26 protein-coding genes are annotated in these 26,560 nt (G+C 71.1%); 18 read left to right on the forward strand and 8 right to left on the reverse strand.

Annotation, left to right across the window (positions count from 1 at the left end; genetic code table 11):
* Nucleotides 1-61: 61 nt before the first annotated feature.
* Together OHA64_RS29210 and OHA64_RS29215 are read right to left on the reverse strand one after the other, a co-directional pair.
* Nucleotides 62-913 (reverse strand): ABC transporter permease, encoded by an 852-nt coding sequence (locus tag OHA64_RS29210; RefSeq protein ID WP_405617968.1) that lies wholly within the window; start codon nt 911-913, stop codon nt 62-64.
* Nucleotides 910-1,881 carry an ABC transporter ATP-binding protein gene (locus OHA64_RS29215; RefSeq protein WP_405617970.1) on the reverse strand — a complete coding sequence of 324 codons (972 nt, stop codon included), beginning with the start codon at nt 1,879-1,881 and terminating at the stop codon, nt 910-912. Before OHA64_RS29215 ends, OHA64_RS29210 begins: the two co-directional genes overlap by 4 nt.
* Before the next feature lie 294 nt (nt 1,882-2,175).
* Between OHA64_RS29215 and OHA64_RS29220 the strand changes: the two genes are divergently transcribed.
* Entirely contained in the window at nt 2,176-3,087 is a 912-nt protein-coding gene (locus OHA64_RS29220; protein ID WP_405617972.1) for a hypothetical protein, read from the forward strand.
* Nucleotides 3,088-3,119: 32 nt separating this feature from the next.
* On the opposite strand, the gene OHA64_RS29225 is transcribed toward OHA64_RS29220, so the two are convergent.
* Entirely contained in the window at nt 3,120-3,422 is a 303-nt protein-coding gene (locus tag OHA64_RS29225; RefSeq protein ID WP_405617974.1) for a hypothetical protein, read from the reverse strand.
* A gap of 784 nt (nt 3,423-4,206) precedes the next feature.
* Between OHA64_RS29225 and OHA64_RS29230 the strand changes: the two genes are divergently transcribed.
* The 5 genes from OHA64_RS29230 (at nt 4,207) to OHA64_RS29250 (ending at nt 9,318) form a co-directional block, all read left to right on the forward strand.
* Nucleotides 4,207-5,646 carry an NAD(P)H-hydrate dehydratase gene (locus tag OHA64_RS29230; RefSeq protein WP_405617976.1) on the forward strand — a complete coding sequence of 480 codons (1,440 nt, stop codon included), beginning with the start codon at nt 4,207-4,209 and terminating at the stop codon, nt 5,644-5,646.
* A gap of 308 nt (nt 5,647-5,954) precedes the next feature.
* A complete protein-coding gene (alr, locus tag OHA64_RS29235) occupies nt 5,955-7,118 on the forward strand; it encodes an alanine racemase (RefSeq protein WP_405617979.1) in 1,164 nt (387 codons plus the stop codon).
* Between the two features lie 68 nt (nt 7,119-7,186).
* Entirely contained in the window at nt 7,187-8,440 is a 1,254-nt protein-coding gene (locus OHA64_RS29240; protein WP_405617981.1) for an alpha/beta fold hydrolase, read from the forward strand.
* Nucleotides 8,406-8,954, forward strand: coding sequence for a tRNA (adenosine(37)-N6)-threonylcarbamoyltransferase complex ATPase subunit type 1 TsaE (tsaE, locus tag OHA64_RS29245; protein ID WP_405617983.1), 549 nt, complete (start codon nt 8,406-8,408; stop codon nt 8,952-8,954). The genes OHA64_RS29240 and tsaE overlap by 35 nt, the downstream gene beginning before the upstream one ends.
* Before the next feature lie 193 nt (nt 8,955-9,147).
* Nucleotides 9,148-9,318 (forward strand): hypothetical protein, encoded by a 171-nt coding sequence (locus OHA64_RS29250; RefSeq protein WP_405617985.1) that lies wholly within the window; start codon nt 9,148-9,150, stop codon nt 9,316-9,318.
* Nucleotides 9,319-9,345: 27 nt separating this feature from the next.
* Here the strand turns inward: OHA64_RS29250 and OHA64_RS29255 are convergent, their stop codons facing one another.
* Complete coding sequence (locus tag OHA64_RS29255; protein ID WP_405617987.1) at nt 9,346-9,894, reverse strand: hypothetical protein; 549 nt, start codon at nt 9,892-9,894, stop codon at nt 9,346-9,348.
* Between the two features lie 108 nt (nt 9,895-10,002).
* Between OHA64_RS29255 and tsaB the strand changes: the two genes are divergently transcribed.
* The 4 genes from tsaB to OHA64_RS29275 are packed head-to-tail and all read left to right on the forward strand — an operon-like array spanning nt 10,003 to nt 12,524.
* A complete protein-coding gene (gene tsaB / locus OHA64_RS29260; protein WP_405617989.1) occupies nt 10,003-10,659 on the forward strand; it encodes a tRNA (adenosine(37)-N6)-threonylcarbamoyltransferase complex dimerization subunit type 1 TsaB in 657 nt (218 codons plus the stop codon).
* A gap of 32 nt (nt 10,660-10,691) precedes the next feature.
* On the forward strand, nt 10,692-11,192 hold the full coding sequence (rimI, locus tag OHA64_RS29265; protein ID WP_405624156.1) for a ribosomal protein S18-alanine N-acetyltransferase: 501 nt from the start codon (nt 10,692-10,694) through the stop codon (nt 11,190-11,192).
* The gene (gene tsaD / locus OHA64_RS29270) at nt 11,185-12,270 is read left to right on the forward strand and encodes a tRNA (adenosine(37)-N6)-threonylcarbamoyltransferase complex transferase subunit TsaD (protein ID WP_405617991.1); all 1,086 of its coding nucleotides are present in this window, start codon (nt 11,185-11,187) and stop codon (nt 12,268-12,270) included. The genes rimI and tsaD overlap by 8 nt, the downstream gene beginning before the upstream one ends.
* The gene (locus tag OHA64_RS29275; protein WP_405617993.1) at nt 12,267-12,524 is read left to right on the forward strand and encodes a hypothetical protein; all 258 of its coding nucleotides are present in this window, start codon (nt 12,267-12,269) and stop codon (nt 12,522-12,524) included. The genes tsaD and OHA64_RS29275 overlap by 4 nt, the downstream gene beginning before the upstream one ends.
* Before the next feature lie 120 nt (nt 12,525-12,644).
* On the opposite strand, the gene OHA64_RS29280 is transcribed toward OHA64_RS29275, so the two are convergent.
* Nucleotides 12,645-14,966, reverse strand: coding sequence for a glycoside hydrolase family 3 N-terminal domain-containing protein (locus OHA64_RS29280; RefSeq protein ID WP_405617995.1), 2,322 nt, complete (start codon nt 14,964-14,966; stop codon nt 12,645-12,647).
* A gap of 123 nt (nt 14,967-15,089) precedes the next feature.
* On the opposite strand from OHA64_RS29280, the gene OHA64_RS29285 reads away from it, so the two are divergent.
* The 4 genes from OHA64_RS29285 (at nt 15,090) to OHA64_RS29300 (ending at nt 19,221) form a co-directional block, all read left to right on the forward strand.
* Nucleotides 15,090-16,154, forward strand: a complete 1,065-nt coding sequence (locus tag OHA64_RS29285) for a LacI family DNA-binding transcriptional regulator (RefSeq protein ID WP_405617997.1) — start codon at nt 15,090-15,092, stop codon at nt 16,152-16,154.
* Nucleotides 16,155-16,316: 162 nt separating this feature from the next.
* Entirely contained in the window at nt 16,317-17,381 is a 1,065-nt protein-coding gene (locus OHA64_RS29290; RefSeq protein WP_405617999.1) for an LCP family protein, read from the forward strand.
* 164 nt (nt 17,382-17,545) lie between these two features.
* The gene (locus OHA64_RS29295; RefSeq protein ID WP_405618001.1) at nt 17,546-17,902 is read left to right on the forward strand and encodes a YciI family protein; all 357 of its coding nucleotides are present in this window, start codon (nt 17,546-17,548) and stop codon (nt 17,900-17,902) included.
* 113 nt (nt 17,903-18,015) lie between these two features.
* Nucleotides 18,016-19,221 (forward strand): RNA polymerase sigma factor, encoded by a 1,206-nt coding sequence (locus tag OHA64_RS29300; RefSeq protein ID WP_405624158.1) that lies wholly within the window; start codon nt 18,016-18,018, stop codon nt 19,219-19,221.
* Between the two features lies 1 nt (nt 19,222).
* On the opposite strand, the gene OHA64_RS29305 is transcribed toward OHA64_RS29300, so the two are convergent.
* Nucleotides 19,223-20,389, reverse strand: a complete 1,167-nt coding sequence (locus OHA64_RS29305) for a THUMP-like domain-containing protein (protein WP_405618003.1) — start codon at nt 20,387-20,389, stop codon at nt 19,223-19,225.
* 243 nt (nt 20,390-20,632) lie between these two features.
* Here OHA64_RS29305 and OHA64_RS29310 point away from each other — a divergent pair, with 243 nt between their 5' ends.
* The 4 genes from OHA64_RS29310 (at nt 20,633) to groL (ending at nt 24,650) form a co-directional block, all read left to right on the forward strand.
* Entirely contained in the window at nt 20,633-21,490 is an 858-nt protein-coding gene (locus OHA64_RS29310) for a polysaccharide deacetylase family protein (protein WP_405618005.1), read from the forward strand.
* The gene (locus OHA64_RS29315; protein ID WP_405618007.1) at nt 21,487-22,302 is read left to right on the forward strand and encodes a polysaccharide deacetylase family protein; all 816 of its coding nucleotides are present in this window, start codon (nt 21,487-21,489) and stop codon (nt 22,300-22,302) included. The genes OHA64_RS29310 and OHA64_RS29315 overlap by 4 nt, the downstream gene beginning before the upstream one ends.
* A gap of 282 nt (nt 22,303-22,584) precedes the next feature.
* Nucleotides 22,585-22,893, forward strand: a complete 309-nt coding sequence (gene groES, locus OHA64_RS29320) for a co-chaperone GroES (protein WP_003998759.1) — start codon at nt 22,585-22,587, stop codon at nt 22,891-22,893.
* 131 nt (nt 22,894-23,024) lie between these two features.
* Nucleotides 23,025-24,650: a chaperonin GroEL gene (gene groL, locus OHA64_RS29325; protein ID WP_405618009.1), complete on the forward strand. Its 1,626-nt coding sequence runs from the start codon at nt 23,025-23,027 to the stop codon at nt 24,648-24,650.
* Between the two features lie 142 nt (nt 24,651-24,792).
* Here groL and OHA64_RS29330 read toward each other — a convergent pair whose 3' ends face one another.
* Together OHA64_RS29330 and OHA64_RS29335 are read right to left on the reverse strand one after the other, a co-directional pair.
* Nucleotides 24,793-25,500, reverse strand: coding sequence for an ester cyclase (locus OHA64_RS29330; protein ID WP_405618011.1), 708 nt, complete (start codon nt 25,498-25,500; stop codon nt 24,793-24,795).
* Between the two features lie 78 nt (nt 25,501-25,578).
* Nucleotides 25,579-26,352 (reverse strand): SDR family NAD(P)-dependent oxidoreductase, encoded by a 774-nt coding sequence (locus OHA64_RS29335; RefSeq protein ID WP_405618014.1) that lies wholly within the window; start codon nt 26,350-26,352, stop codon nt 25,579-25,581.
* Between the last annotated feature and the right edge of the window lie 208 nt (nt 26,353-26,560).

Here is a 26,560-nt window from a genome sequence, read left to right on the forward strand (position 1 = left end):
TCACCTCGGCCCACTCCACCACCCGCACCACACTGTGCAGAGCCGGGTCTTGCACCGCTGCCTACCCGACCCGCTGCATCGCCTTGCGGTGCCGTTCCGCCATCGCGGCCCCGGACTCGCGGCGGGCCATCCTGCGCAGGACGGATGGTGCGAGGAGCAGACCGGCGACTGCCCAGGCGCCCAGCGCGCCCGCTGTCTCCAGGTGGTGCCAGGATTCGCCGATCTCGGCGGCGACCGCATCGGCCGGCAGCAGCGCCGAGCGGAGACCGAGGCCGAGCCAGTACACGGGGAAGATCTGTCCGACGGTCTGCAGCCACTCGGGCAGCTTCGACAGAGGGAAGTAGATCCCGGAGATCACGACGAGTCCCATCACCGGAAGCATCAGCAACCCGACGGTGCGCGGGCTGCTGACGACTGAGCCGATGACAGCGCCCATCGGCAGGGTTGCCAGGAGCCCCAGCGGCACCACCCACACCAGCGTCAGCAACGCTCCGCCACCCTGCCGGGCAACCCCGTCCACCAGGAACACGCCCACCGCAAAGGGGAGTGCCATGGAGACGAGAGCCGTACCCGACACCATGATTATCTTGCCGATCAGGTGGCCGACCATGCCGTGAGGCACGGCCTTGGCCCGCAGAAGTGTGCCGTCCTCGCGCTCGGTCGCGAGCAACTGCGCCGTGGTCATCATCCCGGTGAACGCGAGCGTCATCCCCAGCATGCTCGGCAGCATGAACGCGCCGGCCGAGATACCGGCGCCCTTCAGCGGATCGTCCCTGCCCAAGAACAGCGGCACGATGAGCAGAACCGTCCAGAGCACGTACCCGAACACGTCCTGGCCGGTGGTGAAAGACTGCCGAAGTTCCGTCCTGCCGCGCCGCACCCCTACTACCGCCGCATGCCACACCGGACTCATCGCGATCCCTCCCCGAACGTGTGGACCGCCCGCTCATCGGGAACGCTCCCCGCCTCCAGCTCCCGCACCATCGTCAGGTAGGTGTCCTCCAGGCTTGCCCGGCGTACCTCCAGCCCGCCGATCGCCTCGCCGTGCTCCTCGAACAGCCGACGGACGAACCGGGTGGGCTCGGCCGTCGCCTCCTCGAAGGGGCGCCCGTCCCGTGTCCAGCGCACAGTGGCCTCGGCCGATGCCTGCCGCGACAACTCCTCGGCCGAGCCATCGGCCACGATCCGGCCACCGGCCAGAATGAGGATCCGGTCGGCGAGCCTCTCCGCCTCGGCGAGGTCGTGCGTGGTCAGCAGAACAGTGGTGTTCTCGTCCGCCAGCCCGCGTACCAGGCCGTGGAACTCGTTCCTCGCCTCCGGGTCCAAACCCGCCGTCGGCTCGTCCAAAAACAGCACCTCGGGTCTGCCTACGATGCCGACGGCCACGTCGAAACGCCTGCGCTGCCCGCCGGACAGAGTTCCGACCCGCTTGTCCGCCTGCTCGGTCAGACCCACCGCGGCGAGGAGCTCGTCAACGTCCCACGGCCGCCGCACGAGGGCGGTGGAGTACGGCGCGTAGTACGAGCCAAGATGGGCCAGCAGTTCCCGCACCCGCCACTTGCCGTGGTCGCGCCAGGACTGCAACACGATGCCCAGGCGCGCACGCCAGCGCTCGTCCCCACCGGCGGGATCGGTGCCGAGGACGGTCACGTCACCGGCCGAGCGCATCCGGAAGCCTTCCAGGACCTCGATCGTGGTCGTCTTGCCCGCGCCGTTCGGGCCGAGCAGCAGGACGACTTCGCCTCGCCGGGCCGTGAAGCCGACACCCTTCAATACGTCCTGGCTGCGGTAGCGCATCCGCAGATCCCGTACGTCGATGACCGTGTCGCTTCCTGGCGGTGGGCTGCTCCCAACCCCCGATAGGGCGTGAGCGGTCGTCATCGGTGTTCCCCCGTCCGTCTCGTGGTCCGTCCTCCGGGATCAGGGTCCGGGGCCGTGCCGACGTCCGTGGTCATGGGACGTGTCTACGGCCGTGGCTGCCGTTGAGACCTGGCAGCAGCCGTTCGGACCCTCCCGGACGAACACATTACCGAACGGTTCAGGTATCTCACGCTGTTCCACCGCCCGGCCCCTGGTCGGCCTCGACGGCGTGAACCGTTTTTCCCACCGCTCGAAAGGGTGAACGCCTCCCGATCGCCCGGACAGCCGTCCCGCCACTCCATCTAGGTTGCGCACATGGTCACATCCGCCCACGAGACCTCGCACCGGATCTTTCAGGACCATCCGGAGGTCCTCGCCCCTGTCTTCGAGGTACTGGGGCTGACGCCGCCCGCGAAGGCGGTCATCGAGGCGATCACCCCCGACGCCACAGAGATCAGACCGATGGAGCGCCGTGTGGACACGGTGCTGAAGGTCGAACCGTCTGAAGGGGACGGCTTTCTGCTGGCGATCGAGGCCCAGACCAGGCGGGCTGCGGACAAGGGAGTCAGCTGGGCCTACTACGTGGCGTATCTGCACGCGAAGTTCAACCTGCCGGTGCTGCTCCTCACGGTCTGCCGGAACCGGCCGACCGCGGCCTGGGCGGCAGGTCCCTTCGAGTGTCGTGTCGGCCCTTGGGCGACTCAGGTCACGCGTCCCTTCGTGCTGGGGCCGGACACGGTTCCTAGGATCACCGACGAATCGGCTGTGGCGCGGCAGCCGGCATTGGCGACGTTCGCGGCCATCGTGCACAGCGAAGACGAGGGCATCGTCGCCATACTGGAGTTGCTGGCCCGCGGCATGCGGTCGTTCGACAAACCCACAGCGAAGTACTGGTCGGAGTTGCTGGAAATCGGGCTTGAGGACACTCCGGCCCGAGAGACGTGGAGAGAGCTGGAGAAGATGGTCATCAGTTACTTCCCGGGCCGGGGCACTGTGTTCGAAGAGGCGTACCTGGACGGCGAGGCAAAGGGTAAGGCGGAGGGCGAGGCGAAGGGGAAAGCGGAGGGCGAGGCGAAGGGGGTCCTGCGCATCCTGGAGTTGCGTGGCCTACCCGTCTCGGACGAGGTGCGCGAACGCATCACCACCTGTACTGATCTGGCCCGCCTCGACGACTGGCTCGACAGGGCCGGCACGGTCGGGCGTGCGGAGGACCTGTTCGGCGAGTAGTGGTTCTGGGCGGGGGCCGATAGGGCCAGGGCTCACGCCGCCTGATCCCACTCCACGTGGACGTCCTCGTCGGTCCGCGGGTCGTCGTCGCCGACCGGTCTGCCGACGGACTTCTCGCGGGCGCGCAGCAGGGCCCAGGCGAGGGCGGACGCGCACGTGAGGTACCAGGGCAGCGGCCAGAGAGTCTGCCACCAAGGGGCGTGCGGGGAAACGGTGGTGTCGACGGCGGCTGTGGCCATGCCGACGCCCAGGCTCCAGCACAGCAGGCGTCCGGCGTAGCGGACGGCTCGGGTCAGGGGGCCGGTGGGTCTGTCCGGTCTGTCCTGATCGGTCATCGCGGGAAAGTCCTTCACGGAATGGGCGGCAGCTGCGGCTGCGCTCGCCGAACGCCCTAAGTGTGCGTTTCGTGAAGCCCCCTGCCCAGGGGTGTTTTGTGGCGCACGGGGCATCTGAGACAACTCCAGGTGCGGGCATATGCCGACACGTGCGCCATTACCACTGGTAAGCGCTTCACCTTTGAGTGCGGAACGATGACCAATATGGCTGGAAATTATCGGGTGAGGTCCGTGGCCGGCACCCTGACCTGGAAGGTATTGAACTTTCGGACACCTTAACTGCCCGCTGCCTGGCCTGAATTGATCATTCCGCACCTCGGAGGAGGGTGTATGTAGGTTCTTATCCCGTTATCCGCCAGCAAAGAGGTGGGGCTCATTCCGGCTCGCATGCAGAGCGACTTCAAGGGCACGTCGGGTCGATTTGTGTGCGTCGCGTGTCAGCTCGTGCGGCATCTGTGACCGCTGGGGTCACTGGTTCTGACTTCCTGTGGAGGGAAGCTGATGCACTCGTGATCTTGATCGTAGGAGGGTCGTCGGAAGACCCGTTCCTGACACGATGCTTCGCATTCGATGGCGAGGTCGGCGAGCGCCTGCACTGGCGCCCGGGACCGACCAAGGAGGTTCAGTTCGATGGGCACTCCCGTTCTCGCGCGCGGGGCTGTGACGGACGGCTTTCCCGCATGGCTCGTCATCGTGATCATCGCGGTCCTCATAGGTGTCGTGCTGGTGGTCAGGCGAAGGGGTTGACCGACCGCCACGGGAGTTCTGCGGCAGACTCGATCGCATGCGTACTGCGTACAGCGTGGAGACGGTAAGGGCGGCCGAACGGGAGCTGATGGCGCGGCTTCCGGACGGGGCGTTGATGCAGCGGGCGGCGGCCGGGCTCGCCGCGGCCTGCGCGGATCTGCTGGGGCGGGTGTACGGCAGCCGGGTCGTGCTGCTGGTCGGCAGTGGCGACAACGGGGGTGACGCGTTGTACGCCGGGGCCCGGCTGGCCCGGCGCGGGGCCGGTGTCACGGCGGTGCTGCTCGCTCCCGAGCGGGCCCACGCCGAGGGCCTCGCGGCCCTGCGGCGAGCGGGTGGGAGCGTCAAGGGGACCGATGCGGCCGAGGAGTTGGTCGAGCGGGCCGATCTCGTCGTCGACGGCATCGTCGGGATCGGCGGCAAGGGCGGACTGCGGCCCGACGCCGCGCCGTTGGCCGCCGCCGCCGAGCGGTCCCGGGCCGCCGTGGTCGCCGTCGACCTGCCGAGCGGGGTCGACGGCGACACCGGCCAGGTGACCGGGGCTGCTGTACGGGCCGACCTGACCGTCACCTTCGGGACGCACAAGCCTGGGCTGCTGGTCGATCCGGCCCGCGAGTACGCCGGGTCGGTGCGGCTGGTCGACATCGGGCTGGAGCTGCCGGACGAGCCCGAGCTGGAGGCCTTGCAGCACGCGGACGTGGCGCGGCTGTTGCCGGTGCCGGGCGTCGAGAGCGACAAGTACCGGCGGGGCGTCGTCGGGATCGCCGCCGGGTCCGCGCGCTACCCGGGGGCAGCGGTCCTCGCCGTCTCGGGGGCGCTGCGCGCCGGGGCCGGGGCCGTGCGGTACGTGGGGCCCGCCGGGGACGCGGTGATCGCCCGCTTCCCCGAGACGCTGGTGTCGGACCGGGGGCCGCGGAAGGCAGGGCGGGTGCAGGCCTGGGTCGTCGGACCGGGGGCGGGCGACGACGCCGCGACGGTGGCGGAGGTGCTGGCGGCGGACGTACCGGTGCTGATCGACGCGGACGGGCTGCGGCTCGCGGACGCCGGTGCGGTACGGGCCCGCACCGCACCGACGCTGATGACCCCGCACGCCGGCGAGGCGGCCGCGCTGCTCGGGGTGGCACGGGAGGAGGTCGAGTCGGCTCGGCTCGCCTCGGTGCGGGAGCTGGCGGGCCGGTACGGGGCGACGGTGCTGCTCAAGGGCTCGACCACGCTGATCGCGGGTCCGTCGGGCGGGGCGGTGCGGGTGAACGCCACGGGGACGTCCTGGCTCGCCACGGCGGGCAGCGGGGACGTGTTGTCGGGGCTGACGGGGTCGCTGCTGGCGGCGGGGCTCTCGGCGGTGGACGCGGGGAGCGCGGGGGCGTATCTGCATGGGCTGGCCGGTCGGTTCGCGGCGGACGGCGCGCCGATGGGGGCGCATGATGTGGCGGTGGCGATTCCCAGGGCGTGGCGGGACGTGCGGGACGTGGACGGGTAGCTGCGGTCCGGTGGGGGCGGCGGCGTATCGGGTTTTCCGCCCCCGCCGCACCCCCGCCCCCGCCGCGCCCGCTTCGGCCCTGAACGGGCCTCGCCCGCACATGCCGGACGGGCTGAACAGGTGACCCCGCCGCGCGGCGCCCCCCATGCACACCACTCTCACGTTTCTCTGATCGCATGATCAGCAGACCTGCCGTCCGCCGGAGTGTCGCCGTACCGCTCGCCGCGGCGGCCCCGGCCCCCGCCGGACCCGCCCACGCGTAGGCGTCCCGAAGGTCTGTCCGACCCCTCTGAGACACTGGGGGCGCGATGAGTGAGACAGCAGCCCCGCGGAGCGCGCCCCTGCGTGCCCGCGCCGAGATCGACCTGGCCGCCCTGCGGAGCAATGTGCGGGCCCTGCGCGCCCATGCGCCGGGCGCGGCCGTGATGGCCGTGGTGAAGTCCGACGCGTACGGCCACGGGGCGGTCCCGTGTGCCCGCGCGGCGGTCGAGGCGGGAGCGGGCTGGCTCGGTACCGCGACGCCCGAGGAGGCCCTCGCGCTGCGGGCCGCCGGACTGCCGGGCCGCGTCATGTGCTGGCTGTGGACGCCCGGCGGACCCTGGCGGGAGGCGATCGAGGCCGACCTCGACGTGTCCGTCAGCGCGATGTGGGCCCTGGCGGAGGTCACGGCGGCGGCCCGGCTGGCCGGCACGCCCGCGCGCGTACAGCTCAAGGCCGACACCGGGCTGGGGCGCAACGGGTGCCAGCCCGGCGAGGACTGGAACGACCTGGTCGCGGGCGCCCTGCGGGCCGAGCGGGACGGGCTCCTGCGGATCACCGGACTCTGGTCGCACTTCGCCTGCGCCGACGAGCCCGGGCATCCCTCCATCGCGGCCCAGCTCACCCGTTTCCGGGAGATGGTGGCGTACGCCGAGGGGCAGGGCGTGCGGCCCGAGGTGCGGCACATCGCCAACTCGCCCGCCACACTCACGCTTCCCGAGTCCCACTTCGACCTCGTCCGGACCGGGATCGCGGTCTACGGGCTCTCGCCCAGCCCCGAAGTGGGCGGCCCCGCCGACTTCGGGCTGCGCCCGGTGATGACGCTGTCGGCTTCCGTCGCGCTGGTGAAGCGCGTTCCGGGAGGCCACGGCGTCAGCTACGGCCATCACTACGTCACCCCGGGCGAGACCACCCTCGGTCTGGTGCCCGTCGGTTACGCGGACGGCATCCCGCGGCACGCCTCCGGGACCGGCCCGGTGCTGGTCGACGGCAAGTGGCGGACGGTGGCCGGGCGGGTCGCCATGGACCAGTTCGTCGTGGACCTGGGCGGCGACGAGCCCGAGGCCGGCACCGAGGCCGTGCTGTTCGGGCCCGGCGACCGCGGTGAGCCCACCGCCGAGGACTGGGCACAGGCCGCGGGCACCATCGGATACGAGATCGTCACCCGGATCGGAACGCGCGTTCCCCGCGTCTATGTGGATACGTCCATGTGAATGAGCAACAAGCGGGGTAAGCGCACAGAGCGCGCGACGGCAGCGGGTCCGGCGAAGAGGAGCGGTACGTGAGCGAGAGCAGCGCGGAGTCCATCGTGGACGCCGCCGTGGCCGTCGCCGCCGCCACGGAGGCGGCCGGAGCCGGAAGCTGGCGCAGGGCGACCGGCTTCGCCGGCGCGGCGATAGGAGTGGTCGCCGCGGGCGCGGCCGCCGGCGTCGCCATCGAGCGGCTCACCGTGGGCCGCGGGATGCGCAGGAAGGCACGGCTCGCGCTGGACTCGACCGGCCCGTACGGCGCACTGCGCGGCACTCCCGGCAAGGCGTACGCCGACGACGGCACCGAGCTGTACTACGAGGTCGACGAGGTGGAGCCGGAAGGCGGCACGGCGCCCCGGCGGCGTCGGCTCTTCGGCCGCAAGGCCCCCGCACCCGTCACCGTGGTCTTCAGCCACGGCTACTGCCTCAACCAGGACTCCTGGCACTTCCAGCGGGCGGCGCTCAGGGGCGTCGTCCGGACCGTGCACTGGGACCAGCGCAGCCACGGGCGGTCCGGGCGGGGCGTGGCCCAGGTGGAGGGCGGGGAGCCGGTCAGCATCGAGCAGCTCGGCGGCGATCTGAAGACCGTCATCGACGCCGCCGTGCCGGAGGGGCCGATCGTGCTGGTCGGGCACTCCATGGGCGGGATGACGGTCATGGCACTGGCCGACGCCTACCCCGAGCTGGTCCGCGAGCGGGTGGTGGCGGTCGCGTTGGTCGGCACGTCGTCCGGGCGGCTCGGCGAGGTGAACTTCGGGCTGCCGGTGGCCGGCGTCAACGTCGTACGGCGGGTGCTGCCCGGCGTACTGAAGGCGCTCGGGCAGCAGGCGGCCCTGGTGGAGAAGGGGCGGCGGGCCACCGCCGACCTGTTCGCCGGGATCATCAAGCGGTACTCCTTCGCCTCCCGGGACGTCGACCCCGCCATCGTGCGGTTCGCCGAGCGGATGATCGAGGGCACGCCCATCGATGTGGTCGCCGAGTACTACCCGGCGTTCAACGACCACGACAAGACCGAGGCGCTCGCCCACTTCACGAACGTCCCGGTGCTGGTGCTGGCCGGGGTCCAGGATCTCGTCACGCCCAGTGAGCACAGCGAGGCCATCGCCGACCTGCTGCCGGACGCCGAACTGGTGCTCGTCCCGGACGCCGGGCACCTGGTGATCCTGGAGCACCCGGAAGTCGTCACCGACCGCCTCGCCGACCTGCTCACCCGCGCGGGCGCCGTCCCGACAGGGGCTACCGTAAGTGGCTATGGAAGCACCAGCAGCGCCGCACGACCCGGTTGAGACCGAGCTGACCGTCACCTCTCCCGAGCAGATGCGGGAGCTGGGCCGAAGGCTCGCCAAACTACTGCGCGCGGGCGACCTCGTGATGCTCACCGGGGAGCTCGGCGCCGGCAAGACGACGCTGACCCGGGGACTGGGTGAGGGGCTCGGGATCCGGGGTGCCGTGACCTCCCCGACGTTCGTGATCGCCCGTGTGCATCCCTCCCTGGGCGACGGTCCGCCCCTCGTGCACGTCGACGCGTACCGGCTCGGTGGTGGACTGGACGAGATGGAGGACCTCGACCTGGACGTCTCGCTGCCCGAGTCGGTGATCGTCGTGGAGTGGGGCGAGGGCAAGGTCGAGGAGCTGACCGACGACCGGCTGGAGGTCCGCATCCACCGGACTGTCGGGATCGCGCCTGTCCCGGGGGCGGCCTCCGAACCCCCGGAGACGGACGAGGTGCGGCACGTGACGCTGACCGGGCTCGGGGGGAAGCGCTGGGCGACCGTGGACCTGAGCGTGCTGTCCGCCTGACGTCTGCCCGGCGTCCGCCCGATGTGACGTCTGCCTGGCGTCCGCCCGATGTCACGGACCCCCGAACTTCATGAATGTTCCGACAAGACGTCGGCAAGATGTTGCGTCGGGTGTCTCGCACGTGGTCACATGGTATCCAGTTCGTAGTTAGGTCTACCTAACTACACCCGCCCCCGAACTTCAGGAGGCGTCCATGTCGGCCACAGAGAGCAAGGCGCAGCCGCAGTCCCAGTACGCGGTCGCCGGAGTGTCCATGCGTGACCTGCTGGCGTCGTGCGCCGCCGCGAACGCCGTCTCCACTCCGCCACGCATGCCCGACCCGCAGACGGTGGAGCGGCCCGCCGAGCACCGCAAGGCGGCCTGAACGCCTGCCCGAAGTCAGGGGTAGGTTCTAGCGGACGACGACGACCCTCTCGCCGAGTGTCGCGAACCGCCACAGCGCGTCGCCGTCCGGGCGCGATTCGCGGATGCCACCCGTCTTGAGGTTCGTGGCGGGGACCGAAGTCGCCTTGCCCACCGCCGCGCTGAAGCCGATGGTCACACCGTCCACGCTGGTGAAGCGGACAACGTGCTCGATGGGGGTGCCGTCGGTGCCGGTGACCGAGCTGGAGCGGGACGTGACCGCGTAGGTCTCCGGCGCCGGGTCGAGGTCGCCCGGGGTGACCTTGAACGTACGCGTGACCTTGTTGTCCTCGCCCACCAGCCACACCCGGTCCTTGCCCAGCGAGTACACGACCCGCTTGCCCTTGCCGGAGTCGGCGGGCAGCTCGGCGGGGTTCCTCGTGGGGGTCTTCCCGGCAGCCGTCGAGGGCTTGCCGCTCGGGTACGTTCTGCCGAGGTCGGCGGGGACGTTCGCGGAGGCCTGGTAGGCGAGGAAGCCGACGCCCCCGAGGGCCGCCACGGTGAGCCCGGCCACGAAACCGGCGCTGCTGCTTGTCACGCTCGTCCACCTCTGTGTCGTACGCCTTTCTTCGTGGCGAAGGTAGCAGCAGGTGGCCGCCCGCCCGGGACGTCCGACACGGCCCCCGCGGAGCCGTAGGCTGTTTGCGTGCTCTTGCTCGCTCTGGATACCGCCACCCCCGCCGTCACCGTCGCGTTGCACGACGGCACGGACGTCATCGCCTCGTCGAGTCAGGTGGACGCGCGCCGGCACGGGGAACTGCTGCTGCCCGCCGTGGACCGGCTGTTCGCCGAGGCCGGTCTGAGGCTCGACGCGGTCACCGGGATCGTCGTCGGCGTCGGTCCCGGCCCCTACACCGGACTGCGCGTCGGTCTGATGACCGCCGACACCTTCGGGCTCGCGCTCGGCGTCCCCGTGCACGGTGTGTGCACGCTGGACGGCCTCGCCTACGCGGCCGACATCGAGAAGGGGCCGTTCGTCGTGGCGACCGACGCCCGGCGCAAGGAGGTCTACTGGGCGACGTACGCCGACTCCCGTACGCGCCTCACCGACCCCGCCGTGGACCGGCCCGCCGACATCGCCGACCGGGTCGCCGGGCTGCCGGCCGTCGGCGCGGGCGCGCTGCTGTACCCGGACACCTTCCCCAGAGCCCACGAACCCGAGCACGTCTCCGCCGCCGCCCTCGCCGCACTCGCGGCCGAGAAGCTCGGCGCGGGCGAGGAACTCCCCGCGCCCCGGCCGCTGTACCTGCGCCGGCCCGACGCCCAGGTCCCCAAGAACTACAAGGTGGTCACCCCCAAGTGACCGAATCGACCCTGACCTCCGCACTGCGCGAGATGCGCTGGTGGGACATCGACCCCGTGCTGGAACTGGAGCGGGACCTCTTCCCCGAGGACGCCTGGTCGCGCGGGATGTTCTGGTCCGAACTGGCCCACTCCCGGGGCGCCGAGGCGAACCGGCGGTACGTCGTCGCCGAGACCGCCGACGGCCGGATCGTCGGTTACGCGGGGCTTGCCTCCACCGGGGAGCTGGCCGACGTACAGACGATCGCCGTCGCCCGCGACTGCCAGGGCACCGGTCTCGGCGGCCGGCTGCTGGCCGAACTGCTGCGGGCCGCCACCGCCTTCGAGTGCGCCGAAGTGATGCTGGAGTGCCGGGTCGACAACCTCCGCGCCCAGAAGCTGTACGAGCGCTTCGGCTTCGAGGCCATCGGCTTCCGGCGCGGCTACTACCAGCCGGGCAACGTGGACGCCCTGGTGATGCGTCTGACCACAGCATCCGACAGCGGCTCCGCCGCCGGACCGACCTCCGTACAAGGAACCGAGACCCATGGCTGACGAACCGCTCGTTCTCGGCATCGAGACCTCCTGTGACGAGACCGGCGTCGGCATCGTCCGTGGCACCACCCTGCTCGCCGACGCCATCGCGTCCAGCGTCGACGAGCACGCCCGCTTCGGCGGGGTCGTGCCGGAGGTCGCCAGCCGGGCGCACCTGGAGGCGATGGTGCCGACCATCGACCGCGCGCTGAAGGAAGCGGGGGTGAGCGCGAAGGACCTCGACGGCATCGCCGTGACCGCCGGTCCCGGTCTCGCCGGGGCGCTGCTGGTCGGTGTCTCCGCGGCGAAGGCGTACGCCTACGCGCTCGGCAAGCCCCTCTACGGCGTGAACCACCTCGCCTCCCACATCTGCGTGGACCAGCTGGAGCACGGGGCGCTGCCCGAGCCCACGATGGCGCTGCTGGTGTCCGGCGGCCACTCCTCGCTCCTGCTGTCGTCCGACATCACCTCCGACGTACGGCCGATGGGCGCGACCATCGACGACGCGGCCGGCGAGGCCTTCGACAAGATCGCCCGGGTGCTGAATCTGGGCTTCCCCGGCGGTCCGGTCATCGACCGGTACGCGAAGGAGGGCGACCCGTCGGCCATCGCGTTCCCGCGCGGTCTGACCGGGCCGCGCGACCCGGCGTACGACTTCTCCTTCTCGGGACTGAAGACGGCCGTGGCCCGTTGGATCGAGGCCAAGCGGGCGGCGGGTGAGGAGGTGCCGGTGCGGGACGTGGCGGCCTCCTTCCAGGAGGCGGTCGTGGACGTGCTGACCCGCAAGGCCGTGCGGGCCTGCAAGGACGAGGGCGTCGACCACCTGATGATCGGCGGCGGGGTCGCGGCCAACTCCCGGCTGCGGGTGCTGGCCCAGGAACGCTGCGAGGCCGCCGGGATCCGGCTGCGGGTGCCCCGGCCCAAGCTGTGCACGGACAACGGGGCGATGGTGGCGGCGCTGGGCGCGGAGATGGTGGCGCGCAACCGGTCGGCGTCCAGCTGGGACCTCTCGGCGGACTCCTCGCTGCCGGTGACGGACCCGCATGTCCCCGGGCACGACCATGTGCACGAGGTCAGCAAGGAGAACCTGTACCCGTGACGGTCGCGTTGATGTGGGAGGCACGGGCGGTCGACGGGCGGGGCGAGCGGCTGCTGGCCTGGGCGCGGGCGCAGGACCTGGCTCAGGAGCCGCTGCGCCGGGAGACCTTCCGGGCGCCGGGGGACCGGGTGCTGGTCATCACGTGGTGGGATGCGGCCTACGACGCCGAGTTGCCCGAACTTCCGGAACCGGACGGGGAGTTGGTCGGGCGAGCGGTGCACCGGTGGCGGTTCGAGTCGGTGGCGGCGAGCTGACCGAGGGCTGCTCGAGCTTCCACGGTTCGTCCTCGGAACGGGCCCGCCGGAGCAGTACCCGTCTCGAGGTGGACGTACCGGACCATCGCATCCCCCGTCCCACGGTGGCCCGGGGCCGGATCACCCCACGTCCGACACCTCCGACTCGCAGCGCAGCCGACGGTCCGGGCCCAACTCCCGTACCGGACCTGTGAGGTTGAGCCGGGCCGTGTGCCGTACGTCCGCGCTGGACACTCCCAACCGCAGTTCGAGCGCGCCCGGTTCGACCACCCTTCGGCCGGAGCGGTCGGTGAAGGCCGCATGGTCGCCGTGGAAGCGGAAGGTGACGCGGGCCCCCTCGCCGGGTTCGAGGGACAGCCGCTGATAGCCGATCAGCCGTACGTCCGGGCGGGTCACGCTCGCCACCGGGTCGTGCAGATACAGCTGGACGACCTCGGCGCCCGTGCGGTCGCCCGTGTTGCGGACCGTCAGCGAGATGTCGTACGACCCGTCCGTGTCGACCCGCGCGGGATCGGCGGCGCCCGTGAAGTCCTCCCACACGAACTCCGTGTAGGAACGGCCGTGTCCGAAGGGGTACAGCGGGGTCGGGTCCAGGTTGCTGACCTCCTGGCGCAGGCCCAGCGGGGGCTGGAGGTAGGTCCAGGGCTGGCCGCCCGGGACGTGCGGGACGCTCACCGGGAGGCGGCCGGAGGGGTTCACGTGGCCCGACAGCACGCCCGCGACCGCCGGGCCGCCCTCCTCTCCCGGGAAGAACGCCTGGACGACCGCGGCGAGCCCGCTGTGCCAGCGGCCGAGCGCGTAGGGGCGGCCGGTCAGCAGCACCAGCACCACCGGGACGCCGGTCGCCACCAGTGTGTCCAGCAACTCGGCCTGGACGCCCGGCAGTCGAAGGTCCGTCGCGTCGCAGCCCTCGCCGGAGGTGCCCCGGCCGAACAGGCCCGCCCGGTCGCCGAGCACCGCCACGCACACGTCCGCCTCGGCGGTCCTGGCCACCGCCTCGTCGAAACCCGTGGTGTCCGGGTCGGACACCCCGCAGCCCTCCGCGAACGTGACCTTCGCGTCCGGGAGTTCGGCGCGCAGCGACTCCAGCAGGGTCGGGATCTCGATGCCCGTCGGCACCTCGGGGTGGTGCGTGAGGACATGGGACGGGAAGGAGTAGCAGCCGAGCATGGCGAGGGCGTCCGCGGCGCGCGGTCCGACCACCGCGATCCGGGTGTCCGGGGCCAGGGGGAGCAGACCGTCCGGGTTGTCCAACAGGACCACGGACTCCTCGGCCAGTCGGCGGGCCAGGGCGCGGTTCGCCGCAGAGTCCAGGTTGATCCGGCCGGCCGGCTCGGGCCGCCAGTCCTCGTCCAGGAGGCCCAGTTCGCACTTCTGGAGCAGGACGCGGCGGGCCGCCCGGTCGATGAGCTCCTCCGGGACCTCGCCCGCCCGGGCCGCGTCCAGGAGGGGATCGCCGTAGCACCTCAGGGAGGGGAGCTCGACGTCGATGCCCGCGGTGAGCGCCGCGTGTGCCGCCTCCGCCTCGCTGCCCGCCACCCGGTGCAGGGTCTGCAGGAACCCGATGCCGAAGTAGTCGGAGACCACCGTGCCGGTGAATCCCCAGCGTTCTCGCAGGAGTTCGGTCAGCAGACCGGGGTCCGCCGACGCCGGGACGCCGTCCGTGTCGGTGTACGCGGCCATCACCGAGCGGGCGCCGCCCTCGCGCAGGGCCATCTCGAACGGCGGGAGCGTGATGTCCGCGACCTCCCGGACGCCGGCCCGTACCGGGGCCTGGTTGCGGGCGCCGGCCGAGGAGGCGTACCCGGCGAAATGCTTGAGGGTGGCGACGATCCCGGCCGACTCGAGGCCACGGACGTAGGCGGAGCCGACGGTGCCGACCAGGTACGGGTCCTCGCCGATGGTCTCCTCGACCCGGCCCCAGCGCAGATCCCGTACGACGTCCAGGACCGGCGCCAGGCCCTGGTGGACGCCGACGGAGCGCAGGTCGTCGCCGATGCGGCGGCCCAGCTCCTCGACCAGTTCGGGGTCGAAGGTCGCGCCCCAGGCCAGCGGCACCGGGTAGGCGGTGGCCTGCCAGGCGGTGAAGCCCGCCAGACACTCCTCGTGGGCGATCGCGGGGATGCCGAAACGGCCGGCCTCGATGATACGGCGCTGGGCGCGGGCCAGTGCCTGCGCGCCCAGCGCCGGGTCCACGGGCGCCGTGCCGAAGGGGCGGGTGAGCTGACCCAGACCGTGGGCCATCAGCTCGTCCCAGTCGTAGGCGGAGGAGCCGGCGGTCATTTCGCGTTGGAGGGGGGCGACCCCGTCGCCGTCCGTGCTGGCGCCCACCCAGACGCCGTACAGCTGGGCGGTCTTCTCCTCCAGGGTCATCCGGGAGAGGAGGTCGTCGACGCGGGCGGCGGCGGGCAGTGCGGGGTCACGCCAGGGGGCGGTGGTCATGAAACTCCTGTCGGGGTGGAGGGCCCTCTCAGCGAATGTTTCGAGATAACAATCGAATGTTTTGGGAACCTAGGGCGGTGGGAGGGGTTCGTCAAGAGGTCGCGCAGGGATACGATCGCCGCCATGACACCCCCGGAGCCCGCTGAATCCCGGGCGACAGCCCCGACAACCGCACGGTCCGCGCAGACCGCGACGCTCGCCGAGATCGCCCGAGAGGCCGGCGTTTCGGCGCCGACAGTTTCGAAGGTCCTCAACGGCCGCGCCGATGTGGCCCCGGCGACCCGCAGCCGTGTGGAGGGTCTGCTGCGCGCCCACGGCTATCGGCGCCGCCGCGCCGAGGCGAGCCGTTCGCCCCTGATCGACCTGGTCTTCCACGAGTTGGAGAGCGCCTGGGCGATGGAGGTCATCCGGGGCGTGGAGAACGTGGCCCGGGAGGCCGGGCTGAGCGTGGTGCTGAGCGAGAGCGCCGGCCGGCTCACCCCCGGACGGACCTGGGCCGACCAGGTCGCCGCCCGCCGCCCGCACGGCGTGATCCTGGTGCTGTCCGGCCTCGACGGGTCACAGCGCGCCCTGCTCAACAGCCGGTCCATCCCGTTCGTCGTGATGGACCCGGCCGGCGACCCTGGCACCGACGTGCCCTCGATCGGCGCCACCAACTGGCAGGGCGGGCTCGCCGCCACCCGGCATCTGGTCGAACTCGGGCACACCCGCGTCGGCGCGATCAGCGGGCCGTCCCAGATGATGTGCAGCCGCGCCCGGATCGACGGCTACCGGGCGGCCCTGGAGACCGCCGGGCTGCCGGTGGACCCGGAGCTGATCGCGGCCGGCGACTTCCATCACGAGGCCGGCTACCGGCGGGGACTGGAACTGCTGCGCCGCCCGGACCGGCCGACCGCCGTCTTCGCCGGCAACGACCTCCAGGCGCTCGGGCTGTACGAGGCCGCGCGCGAGCTGGGGCTCAGGATCCCGGAGGACCTGAGCGTGGTCGGCTTCGACGACCTGCCGGTGGCGCCCTGGGTGGGTCCGCCGCTGACGACCGTACGGCAGCCGCTGACCGAGATGGCGGAGGCGGCCGCGAAGCTGGTCCTCGACCTCGGGCGGGCGGAGGCGACTCCCGCGGCGACCCGAGTGGAGCTGGCGACGAGCCTGGTGGTGCGGGCCAGTACGGGGGCGCCCTCGGGGGCGTAGCGGTTCCCTCCGCACTGCTCCGAAGGAAGTCGGTTGCGCGACCGAAACTTTCGGAACCGGTTTTGGGGGAACGAGTTGAGAAGTGTGAGATTTTCCGAAGAAAACCGTCTCGCGCCACCGTTCCTAACAATCCCCTAATAATTCGGACGTACGTTCTTTCCCGTGACGGGAGACGACGCGAACGACGGGGCCGGGGACGCGGGCAGACGAAGAGGCCGACGGTCGACAGCGCTCAGGGCCGCCGGTCTCACCCTGGCGGGAGCCCTGGTTCTGGGGGTCGCGGCGGCCGGCTGGGCGTACTGGCACCTCAACAGCAACATCAAGAGCGTCGACATCAACAGCGCGCTCGGCGACGACCGTCCGGCCAGGGCGATGACGACCCCGTCCGCGTCCGGTTCCGTCGCCGCCTCCCCGCTGCCCACCGGATCCCTGAACATCCTGGTCCTGGGATCGGACTCGCGCAGCGGCAAGGAGAACCAGGCGCTCGGCGGCGGGGACAGCGAGGGTGCCCGCTCCGACACGGCGATGGTCGTGCACCTGGACGCGGGCCGGACGCAGGCCACCGTGGTCAGCATCCCGCGCGACACGCTCGTCACCCGGCCCTCCTGTCCGTCGCTGTCGGGCGGGTCGACGGCGGTGGCGTACAACGCGATGTTCAACAGCGCGTACTCGGTGGGCGGCCCGGTGTGCGCGGTGAAGACGGTCGAGTCCCTCACGAACGTCCGCATGGACCACTACATCGAGATCGACTTCTCGGGCTTCACGAAGCTGGTGAACGCCCTCGGTGGCGTCACGGTCACGACGGACGAGGACATCGACGACATCGACAGCCATCTGAAGCTGAAGGCGGGCACCCACCACCTCGACGGCAAACAGGCCCTCGCCCTCGCCCGCACCCGGCACGGCATCGGGGACGGCAGCGACCTCGGCCGCATAGGTCTGCAACAGAAGCTGGTGAAGTCCCTGCTGGAGCAGATCGCCTCGACGAACCTGCTCACCGACCCCGCCAAGCTGTACGAGGTCGCCGACTCGATCACCGCCAGCCTCACCACCGACACCGGTCTGGACTCGCTGACCGAGCTGATGCGCCTCGGCCAGAGCCTGAAAGGCCTGTCGTCGAGCGAGGTGAGGACGGTGACCATGCCGGTCGTGACCGCGCCCTCGGATCCCAACCGGGTGGTCGCCGAGGAGCCGGAGGCGAGCGACCTGTGGAAGTCGCTGCGCTGAGGAGCGCCCGGCCCCGGAGCCGCCCCCTCGCTCTCACCTGCGGAAAAAGTCCGCGGAAAAAAACTTCGGGGAATTTCCGCGACGGTGTCGATCCCGGCGTCTCCCGATCGACGCAGGGGTGAGAGGCCGGGAACGACCCGGCCCGTACGGCACCAGGAGTCACCATGCCCCGCTACCTGTCGCTCGTGCAGATCGACGAGAAGACCGCGCCCGCCGAGGGACCGAGCCCCGAGCTGATGCAGCGGATGGGCGAGCTGATCGAGGAGGTCACCAAGGCCGGGGTGATGCTCGACACCCAGGGGCTGACGCCCTCCTCGCAGGGCACCAGGGTGCGCTGGGAGGGCGGGCAGCTCTCCGTCACGGACGGACCGTTCACCGAGTCCAAGGAAGTCGTCGGCGGCTACGCGATCATGCAGTGCAAGGACAAGGCCGAGGCCATCGAGTGGACCAAGCGGTTCCTGAAGGTGCACGAGGAGCACTGGACGGTCACCTGCGAGGTGCGGGAGATCGCGGAGGGCTGACGGCCCGTCCGGGCCCGGCGGCTTGGTCGGGCGCCGGTACGGGTGTCGAATGGAGGGTTGTGAGCTCACAGCCCTCCGCCGACCCGCGCGGCACCATCGAGACCGTCTTCCGCATGGAGTCCCCGCGCATCATCGCCGGCGTCACCCGCATCGTCCGGGACGTCGGCATCGCCGAGGAGCTGGCGCAGGACGCGCTGGTCGCGGCCCTGGAGCAGTGGCCGCGGGACGGTGTGCCGGACAACCCGGGCGCCTGGCTCATGGCCGCCGCCCGGCACCGCGCGGTCGACCTGATCCGCCGCCGGGAGAACTACGCCCGCAAGCTGGCCGAGATCGGCCGGGACCTGTCGGATGCGGAACCGCCCCAGGAGCCCGCCGACCCCGAGGACATCGACGACGACCTGCTCCGGCTGGTCTTCACCGCCTGTCATCCGGTCCTGTCCGCCGAGGCCCGCACCGCCCTCACCCTGCGGCTGCTCGGAGGCCTGACCACGCCCGAGATCGCCCGCGCGTTCCTGGTCCCGGAGGCGACGGTCGCGCAGCGCATCGTCCGGGCCAAGCGCACGCTGGCCACGAAGAACGTCGCCTTCGAGGTGCCGTTCGGCCCCGACCGCGAGGCCCGCCTCGGCTCCGTCCTCGACGTCATCTACCTGATCTACAACGAGGGGTACGCGGCCACCGCCGGTGACGACTGGCTGCGCCCGGGGCTGTGCGAGGACGCCCTGCGGCTGGCCCGCGTGCTGTCCGGCCTGATGCCGAAGGAGCCCGAGGTCCACGCGCTGACCGCGCTGCTGGAGTTCCAGACGTCCCGCGCGGCCGCCCGCACCGGTCCGTCCGGAGCGCCCGTCCTCCTCAGGGACCAGAACCGCAGCCGCTGGAACCGGATGTTCATCGCCCGCGGCATCACCGCCCTCGGCCGCGCCGACGCCACCGCCACCGGTGCCCCCGGCCCCTACGCCCTCCAGGCCGCCATCGCCGCCTGCCACGCGATGGCGTACTCCTACGAGGAGACCGACTGGCGGACGATCTCCACCCTGTACACCCTGCTCGCCGCCCGCGCCCCCTCCCCGGTCGTCGAACTCAACCGCGCGGTCGCCGTGTCGATGGCGGACGGTCCCGGCCCGGCCCTGGAGATCCTCGACGCCCTCGCCGCCGAACCCGCCCTGCACGACTACCACTTGTTGCCCAGCGTGCGCGGCGATCTGCTGCTGCGACTGGGCCGCCCGAAGGAGGCGCGGGCGGAGTTCGTACGGGCGGCGGAGCTGACGCGGAACGAACGGGAACGGGAGCTGCTGCTGCGGCGGGCGGCCGAGGCTTCCTGAGTCAGGCGGGGTGCCCGAGGAGCATCGTCGGCGCCCCGGCGACCCGCGTCATGAACACCGTCGCCGAGTTCGGTCCGTGCTGCTTGGGGAGGGCCTTGCGGCGCAGCTCCTCCGGCTCGACCGCGGAACCCCGCTTCTTCACGGTCAGGACGCCGACCTCGCGCTCCCGCAGCAGGGACTTCAACTTCTTGACGTTGAAGGGGAGTTGAGCGGTGATCTCGTACGCGGAGGCGTACGGGGTCACGTGCCTCTCGTCGGCCGTGATGTAGGCGATCGTGGGGTCGATCAGCCCGCCTTCCAGGTCCTCGGCGACCTCGGCGACCAGATGGGCACGGATGACGGCGCCGTCGGGCTCGTACAAGTACCGGCCGACGGGGCGGACCTGGGGGTCGGGGAGGCCTCGGGAGAGCAGCGTGCGCGGTCCCGGCAGCAGCGTGGCCCGGACGGCGCCGGGCTCGGTGCCGAACCACAGCACCGCCTCCTTCACGTCCCCGCCGTCCGAGATCCACTCGGCCTCCGCCTCGGCGGGGACGGCCTCGTGGGGGATGCCGGGGGCGACCTTCAGGGCCGCGTACGACGCCTTGTGTGCGACCAGGACGGCCCACGACAGGGGCGGCGAATACGCCTCCGGATCGAAGATCCGGCCTCGGCCGCCCCGCCGCGCCGGGTCGACGAACACGGCGTCGTACGAAGCCGTGTCCACCTCCGTGACATCCGCCTCCCGCACCTCGACGAGGCCGGCGAGACCCAGCGCGTCGGCGTTCGCGCGGGCCGCCTGGGCCGTCAGCGGATCCCGGTCCACGGCGAGCACCCTGATCCCCGCCCGGGCGATCGCGATCGCGTCCCCACCGATCCCGCAGCACAGGTCGGCCACGGAGCGCACGCCGAGAGCCTTGAGCCGCTGCGCGCGGTACGCCGCCACGCTCGCCCGGGTCGACTGCTCGACCCCGTTCGGAGTGAAGAACATCCGCCCGGCGTCCTCGGCCCCGAACTTCGCGGCCGCCCGCTGCCGCAGCCGGGCCTGCCCGAGCGCCGCCGACACCAGGGCGGCGGGGTGGTCGCGGCGCAGCCGGGTGGCGACGGCGAGTTCGTCGGCGGGGGCGGTGTCGCGCACTTCGTCGAGGAGGGCGCGGCCCTCGGGCGTGTGGAGGGGAGCGAGGTCGTTCACCGGTTCATTGTGGGCCAGTCGGTGGACGGTCCGCCTCCGGTGGCGGTGTCACCCCGGGTTCGCGGTGGTGGCCTGCGAGGATCCGGCACCATGCAATCCGTAGGACAAGATGACAACGCTCGTTCTTTTTGGCGCGATTGGTCTTCTCGGCGGCTCCGGCGGATCCAGTCTTCCCGGCAGCTCCGGCCTACTGAGCAGGTCTGGCAGCAGCTTCGGACTCCTCCACGTCGGTCTTCTCTGTGGGTGAAGGGCGGTGTCGCCGCGCTGGCCACCGCCGCCATCGTCTCGGGCTGCGCGCAGGACGGGGACTACGAGGTGGGGCCCGCTCCCGGCCCTGCCCGGGCTCTGGACCGGTACGCCGCCAACTTGCGCGCCGCGCACCGGACCCGGACGGCGGTGGCCGAGGCCTGGGGCCTCAAGAGGGTCCCGCTGACGGTGCCTGCGCCCCCGGCGGTGAAGCCGAGGATCACCACCCGCGAGGGCTTCGAGGTCGAGGGCCACCGGGAAGAGGACCTCCCCCCGGTCTTCACCAAGGTCCCCACCGGGGAGAAGGTCGTCTTCCTCACCATCGACGACGGGGCCGAGAAGGACCCGGAGTTCCTGCGGATGATGAGCGAGCTGAAGATCCCGTACACCGCCTTCCTCAGCGACCACGTCGTCAAGGACGACTACGGATACTTCAGGAAGATGCGGGACCGGGGGGTCGTGCTCAACAACCACACCCTCCACCACCACTACCTGCCGGGGCTGTCGTACGACCGCCAGAGGCATGAGATCTGCGGCATGCAGGACGTGATCGAGGAGCAGTACGGCACGCGGCCCACGCTCTTCCGCCCGCCCTTCGGCACCTACGACAAGGGCACCCTGCGCGCGGCGAAGAGCTGCGGTGTCCGGTATGTCCCGCTGTGGAGCGAGGAGGTCTTCGTCGACCACTGGGACTTCCGCGAGTGGGACCGCGACCTCCACCCGGGCGACATCGTGCTCACCCACTTCCGGGGCCGGAAGGACTGGAACGGCACGATGGTGGCCCTGGTCCGCCGGTTCCTGAACAAGGTCACGCGCGAGGGGTACGCCGTCGGCCGGCTGGAGGACTACCTGTGAGGCGGTGGGCGCCGGCGGCCGGAGTCCTGGCGCTGGTCCTCCTCGCCGGCTGCGCGCAGTCCGTCGACCCCATCGAACGGCTGGGAGAGAAGGCGGCCGGGCGGGCGGGCTCGCACGGCTCGTCCGGGGTGGGGGAGCCCGCGTACCGCCGCTGGGGCCTGGCGGGCCCACTGCCGCCCGCCCCGCGGCCACCCGCCCGGCCCGCCACCCCGCTCGCCGCGGGCCCGGGCCTGACGCCGGTGGTGGACCGGGTCCGTACGACCGACAGGGTGGTCTTCCTGACCTACGACGACGGCGCCGAGAGAGACCCTCGGTTCGTCGACCTGGTCCGTGAACTGCGGCTCCCGGTCAGCATGTTCCTCACGGACAGCGTCGTCGGCCCGGGCTACGGCCACTTCGCGCGCCTCCAGGCGGTCGGCGCGAGCATCCAGAACCACACCCTCGACCATTCCGCCCTGCGCGGTCTGCCCTACGCCGGCCAGCGCGCCGAGATCTGTGGCCAGCAGGACAAGCTCAGGTCCCGCTTCGGCATCCGCCCCCACCTCTTCCGCCCGCCCTACGGCACGTACGACACGACGACCCTGCGCGCGGCCGGCGACTGCCATCTCGCGGCGGTCGTCCTGTGGCGAGCGTCCATGGAGGGCGAGCGGCTGACCTTCGCGAAGGGGGAGCGCCGGTTGCGGGCGGGGGACATCGTGTCGGTGGCGTCGGGCGAGTCCCCGGCTCCGTCGTTGCGGGAACGGACGGTACGGCTGCTGCGGGAGATCCGGCGGGCGGGTCTGACGGTGGGGCGGCTGGAGGATTACCTGTAGCGGGAGCCCGGGGAGCCCGGGGAGCCCGGGGCGTCCGGGCGGCATCCGCTCCGGCGGCGGGCCCCCGGAGGGTGAACGCCAGCCGAAAACCGCGCCGCGCACCGCTCGGATTGGCACTCCGCTTGACCGAGTGCTAATCGCGGTCATAGTCTCGGACCTGGCACTCCCCCCTGGAGAGTGCCAACTAGCGACGGGCAGGTCCGGCACCCGCGACGACGGATCCACCTGGTCGCCACCTCAGACAGTTAACCCCGTGAGATCTCCGAAGGGGGAGGTCGGATCGTGACGACCACCAGCTCCAAGGTTGCCATCAAGCCGCTCGAGGACCGCATTGTGGTCCAGCCGCTCGACGCTGAGCAGACCACCGCCTCTGGCCTGGTCATTCCGGACACCGCCAAGGAGAAGCCCCAGGAGGGCGTCGTCCTGGCCGTCGGTCCGGGCCGCTTCGAGAACGGCGAGCGTCTTCCGCTCGACGTCAAGACCGGCGACATCGTGCTGTACAGCAAGTACGGCGGCACCGAGGTGAAGTACAACGGCGAGGAGTACCTCGTCCTCTCGGCTCGCGACGTGCTCGCGATCATCGAGAAGTAGTTCACCTCGCTTCGCCTCACCGCGAAGCACATTGCATTGAGCTGCGCCCCTGGCCCCCCGCGATCACTAGTGAGCCGGGCGCCAGGGGCGCGGCTAATTTCACCTAGATTTCCGAGAGGGCTCACGCTCCCATGGCGAAGATCCTGAAGTTCGACGAGGACGCCCGTCGCGCCCTCGAGCGCGGCGTCAACAAGCTTGCCGACACGGTCAAGGTGACGATCGGCCCCAAGGGCCGCAACGTCGTCATCGACAAGAAGTTCGGCGCTCCCACCATCACCAACGACGGCGTCACCATCGCCCGCGAGGTCGAGGTCGAGGACCCGTACGAGAACCTCGGCGCCCAGCTGGTGAAGGAGGTGGCGACCAAGACCAACGACATCGCGGGTGACGGCACCACCACCGCCACCGTGCTCGCCCAGGCGCTGGTACGCGAGGGCCTGAAGAACGTCGCCGCGGGTGCCTCCCCGGCCGCCCTGAAGAAGGGCATCGACGCCGCGGTCAAGGCTGTGTCCGAGGAGCTCCTCGCGACCGCCCGGCCGATCGACGAGAAGTCCGACATCGCCGCCGTCGCCGGTCTGTCCGCCCAGGACAACCAGGTCGGCGAGCTCATCGCCGAGGCGATGGACAAGGTCGGCAAGGACGGTGTCATCACCGTCGAGGAGTCCAACACCTTCGGTCTGGAGCTGGACTTCACCGAGGGCATGGCCTTCGACAAGGGCTACCTGTCGCCGTACTTCGTGACGGACCAGGAGCGCATGGAGGCCGTCCTCGACGACCCGTACATCCTGATCACCCAGGGCAAGATCTCCTCGATCCAGGACCTGCTGCCGCTGCTGGAGAAGGTCATCCAGACCAACTCCTCCAAGCCGCTCCTGATCATCGCCGAGGACGTCGAGGGCGAGGCCCTGTCGACCCTGGTCGTGAACAAGATCCGCGGCACCTTCAACGCGGTCGCGGTCAAGGCCCCCGGCTTCGGTGACCGCCGCAAGGCCATGCTCCAGGACATCTCGATCCTGACCGGCGCCACGGTCGTCGCCGAGGAGGTCGGCCTCAAGCTCGACCAGGTCGGCCTCGAGGTGCTGGGCTCCGCCCGCCGCGTCACGATCACCAAGGACGACACGACGATCGTCGACGGCGCCGGCAAGACCGACGACGTCCACGGCCGTGTCGCCCAGATCAAGTCCGAGATCGAGAACACCGACTCCGACTGGGACCGCGAGAAGCTCCAGGAGCGCCTCGCGAAGCTGGCCGGCGGCGTGTGCGTGATCAAGGTCGGCGCCGCCACCGAGGTGGAGCTGAAGGAGAAGAAGCACCGTCTGGAGGACGCCATCTCCGCGACCCGCGCCGCGGTCGAGGAGGGCATCGTCTCCGGTGGTGGCTCCGCGCTCGTCCACGCCGTGAAGGTCCTGGAGGGCAACCTCGGCAAGACCGGCGACGAGGCCACCGGTGTCGCGGTCGTCCGCAAGGCCGCCGTCGAGCCGCTGCGCTGGATCGCCGAGAACGCGGGCCTGGAAGGCTACGTCATCACCGCCAAGGTCGCGGAGCTCGACAAGGGCCAGGGCTTCAACGCCGCCACCGGCGAGTACGGCGACCTGGTCAAGGCCGGCGTCATCGACCCGGTGAAGGTCACCCGCTCCGCCCTGGAGAACGCCGCCTCCATCGCCTCCCTGCTCCTGACGACCGAGACCCTGGTCGTCGAGAAGAAGGAAGAGGAAGAGCCGGCGGCCGCGGGCCACGGCCACGGTCACTCCCACTGAGGACCCCGCTCGCAGAGGGCCCCGTTCCGCACTCAGGTGCCGGAACGGGGCCCTTCCCCTTCGCGGGTCTTGTGCCCTGCCGAGACCGCCGTCCCTCGTCACCGGCGTGATCCGGACGACAGGCCCCAGGCTCCGGGCCGAGCTACCTCTCCAATGAGTCCAGCGCACCCAGCTGCTGCATCAGGCCCAGCTGGTCGTGTTGCCACCAGGTCTCTGCGATCTTCCCGTCGGGCGCGAACCGGAACGTGGTCGTCCCGGTCATCGTGACCCGCTTGCCGGTGGCGGGAATCCCCATGAAGTCCGCCTTGTGGGTGGCGTTCCAGGTCCACCGTGCGCAGGCCCGGTCGCCCTGGGTGATCAGGTCGTCGACCGTGAACACGAAGTCGAAGGCGGCCCGCCACATCCGGAACTCGGCGCGGGCGGAGTCCAGCCCGATCATGTCCTGCGGGTTGATCGGATTGTGGCTGTGGATGTCCTCATCGAGCAGGTCGTTCATCGGGGGCAGATCTCCGGCGGTCGCCAACGCCTCGAAGAACCGCCGTGCGTTCGCCGCGTACAACTGCTCGTCCCGCACCACGTCCAGGTCGGTGAACGTCGGCATCTCGTCGCACAGGGCGACCATGTCCTGGAAGATCCGGTCGGTCTCCGGCAGCCCGGAGTTGCGCATCGCCTCCTCGTACGAGGGGAACTCCACGATCTCGATGAAGTGCGACGCGTCCGAGCGGTCCTTGCCGACCACCGCGTGTGTCGCGGTCCGCTTCCCCTTGGTCTGCTCTGCCCATGTGTCCATGAGCCGGTTCATCTCGTCGAACCGGTCGGTCCTGCAGTCGATGAGCTGTACGAACGTCATGACGCCGCCTCCGGCCCCCCTGGGCACGGTTTCCGGTCCCGTCCATTCTCCCACCGGAGGGACGACGCCACCTGCTCACTACTGGGGCCCGTACTTGCGCCCCGTCTTCGAGCTGATCCCGCCCAGCAGCGACCGTGGGGTGACCTTCACGAGCCCCATCAGCGCCTTGTACCGCGGGTCCGGGATCGACAACGACTTGCCGCGTGCCAGATCCGCCAGCGCCGCCGCCACCAGCTTGTCCGCGTCCAGCCACATCCAGCCCGGGATGTTGTCCGTTCCCATCCCGGCCCGCTGATGGAACTCGGTGCGCACGAACCCGGGGCACAGCGCCATCAACCGCACGCCGCTGCCCGCCAGGTCCTTGGCCGCGCCCTGCGTGAACTGCACGACCCACGCCTTGGACGCGCCGTAGGTCCCGCGCGGCACGAACGCCGCCACCGAGGCGACGTTGACGACACCCCCGCGGCCCCGCTCCCGCATCGCCTCGGCCGCCGCCGACGTCAGCCGCAGCACCGCCTCGCAGTGCACCTTGAGCATGGTCAGCTCGTCCGCCATGGATACGTCGAGATAGCGGCCCTTGTTGCCGAAGCCCGCGTTGTTGATCAGCAGGTCGACGGGGTTCTTGCGGTCGCCGAGCCGGGCGGCCACCGCCTCGATGCCGTCGTCCGTCGCCAGGTCGGCGGTGAGGACTCCCGCCTCGATGCCGTGGCGGTCGTGCAGTTCGGTCGCCTGTTCCCGCAGTCGCTTGGTGTCGCGGGCGACCAGGACGAGGTTGTGCCCGTCCGAAGCCAGCCGTCGTGCGAACGCGGCACCGATGCCCGCGGTCGATCCCGTGATGAGAGCCGTTGTCATGGCGCAAGGTTAGTGACCATGACTGTGCCCGTCCGCTCCTGCACAAGCCCTCCCGGTGCCTGACGCCCAGGTCCGAGGGCCCTTTTCGTGAACGCCCGTCACGATCGCCGCGTTCCGGAATCGGCACCGCCTTCGGACGGCCCACATTCACAGACAGAAGCTTCATGACGGCACGGTAAGGGGCGGTCGGCAAAAGCAACGACGCATT

Origin of the sequence: Streptomyces sp. NBC_00076, from assembly GCF_045041235.1 — a bacterium.
GTDB lineage: Bacteria > Actinomycetota > Actinomycetes > Streptomycetales > Streptomycetaceae > Streptomyces.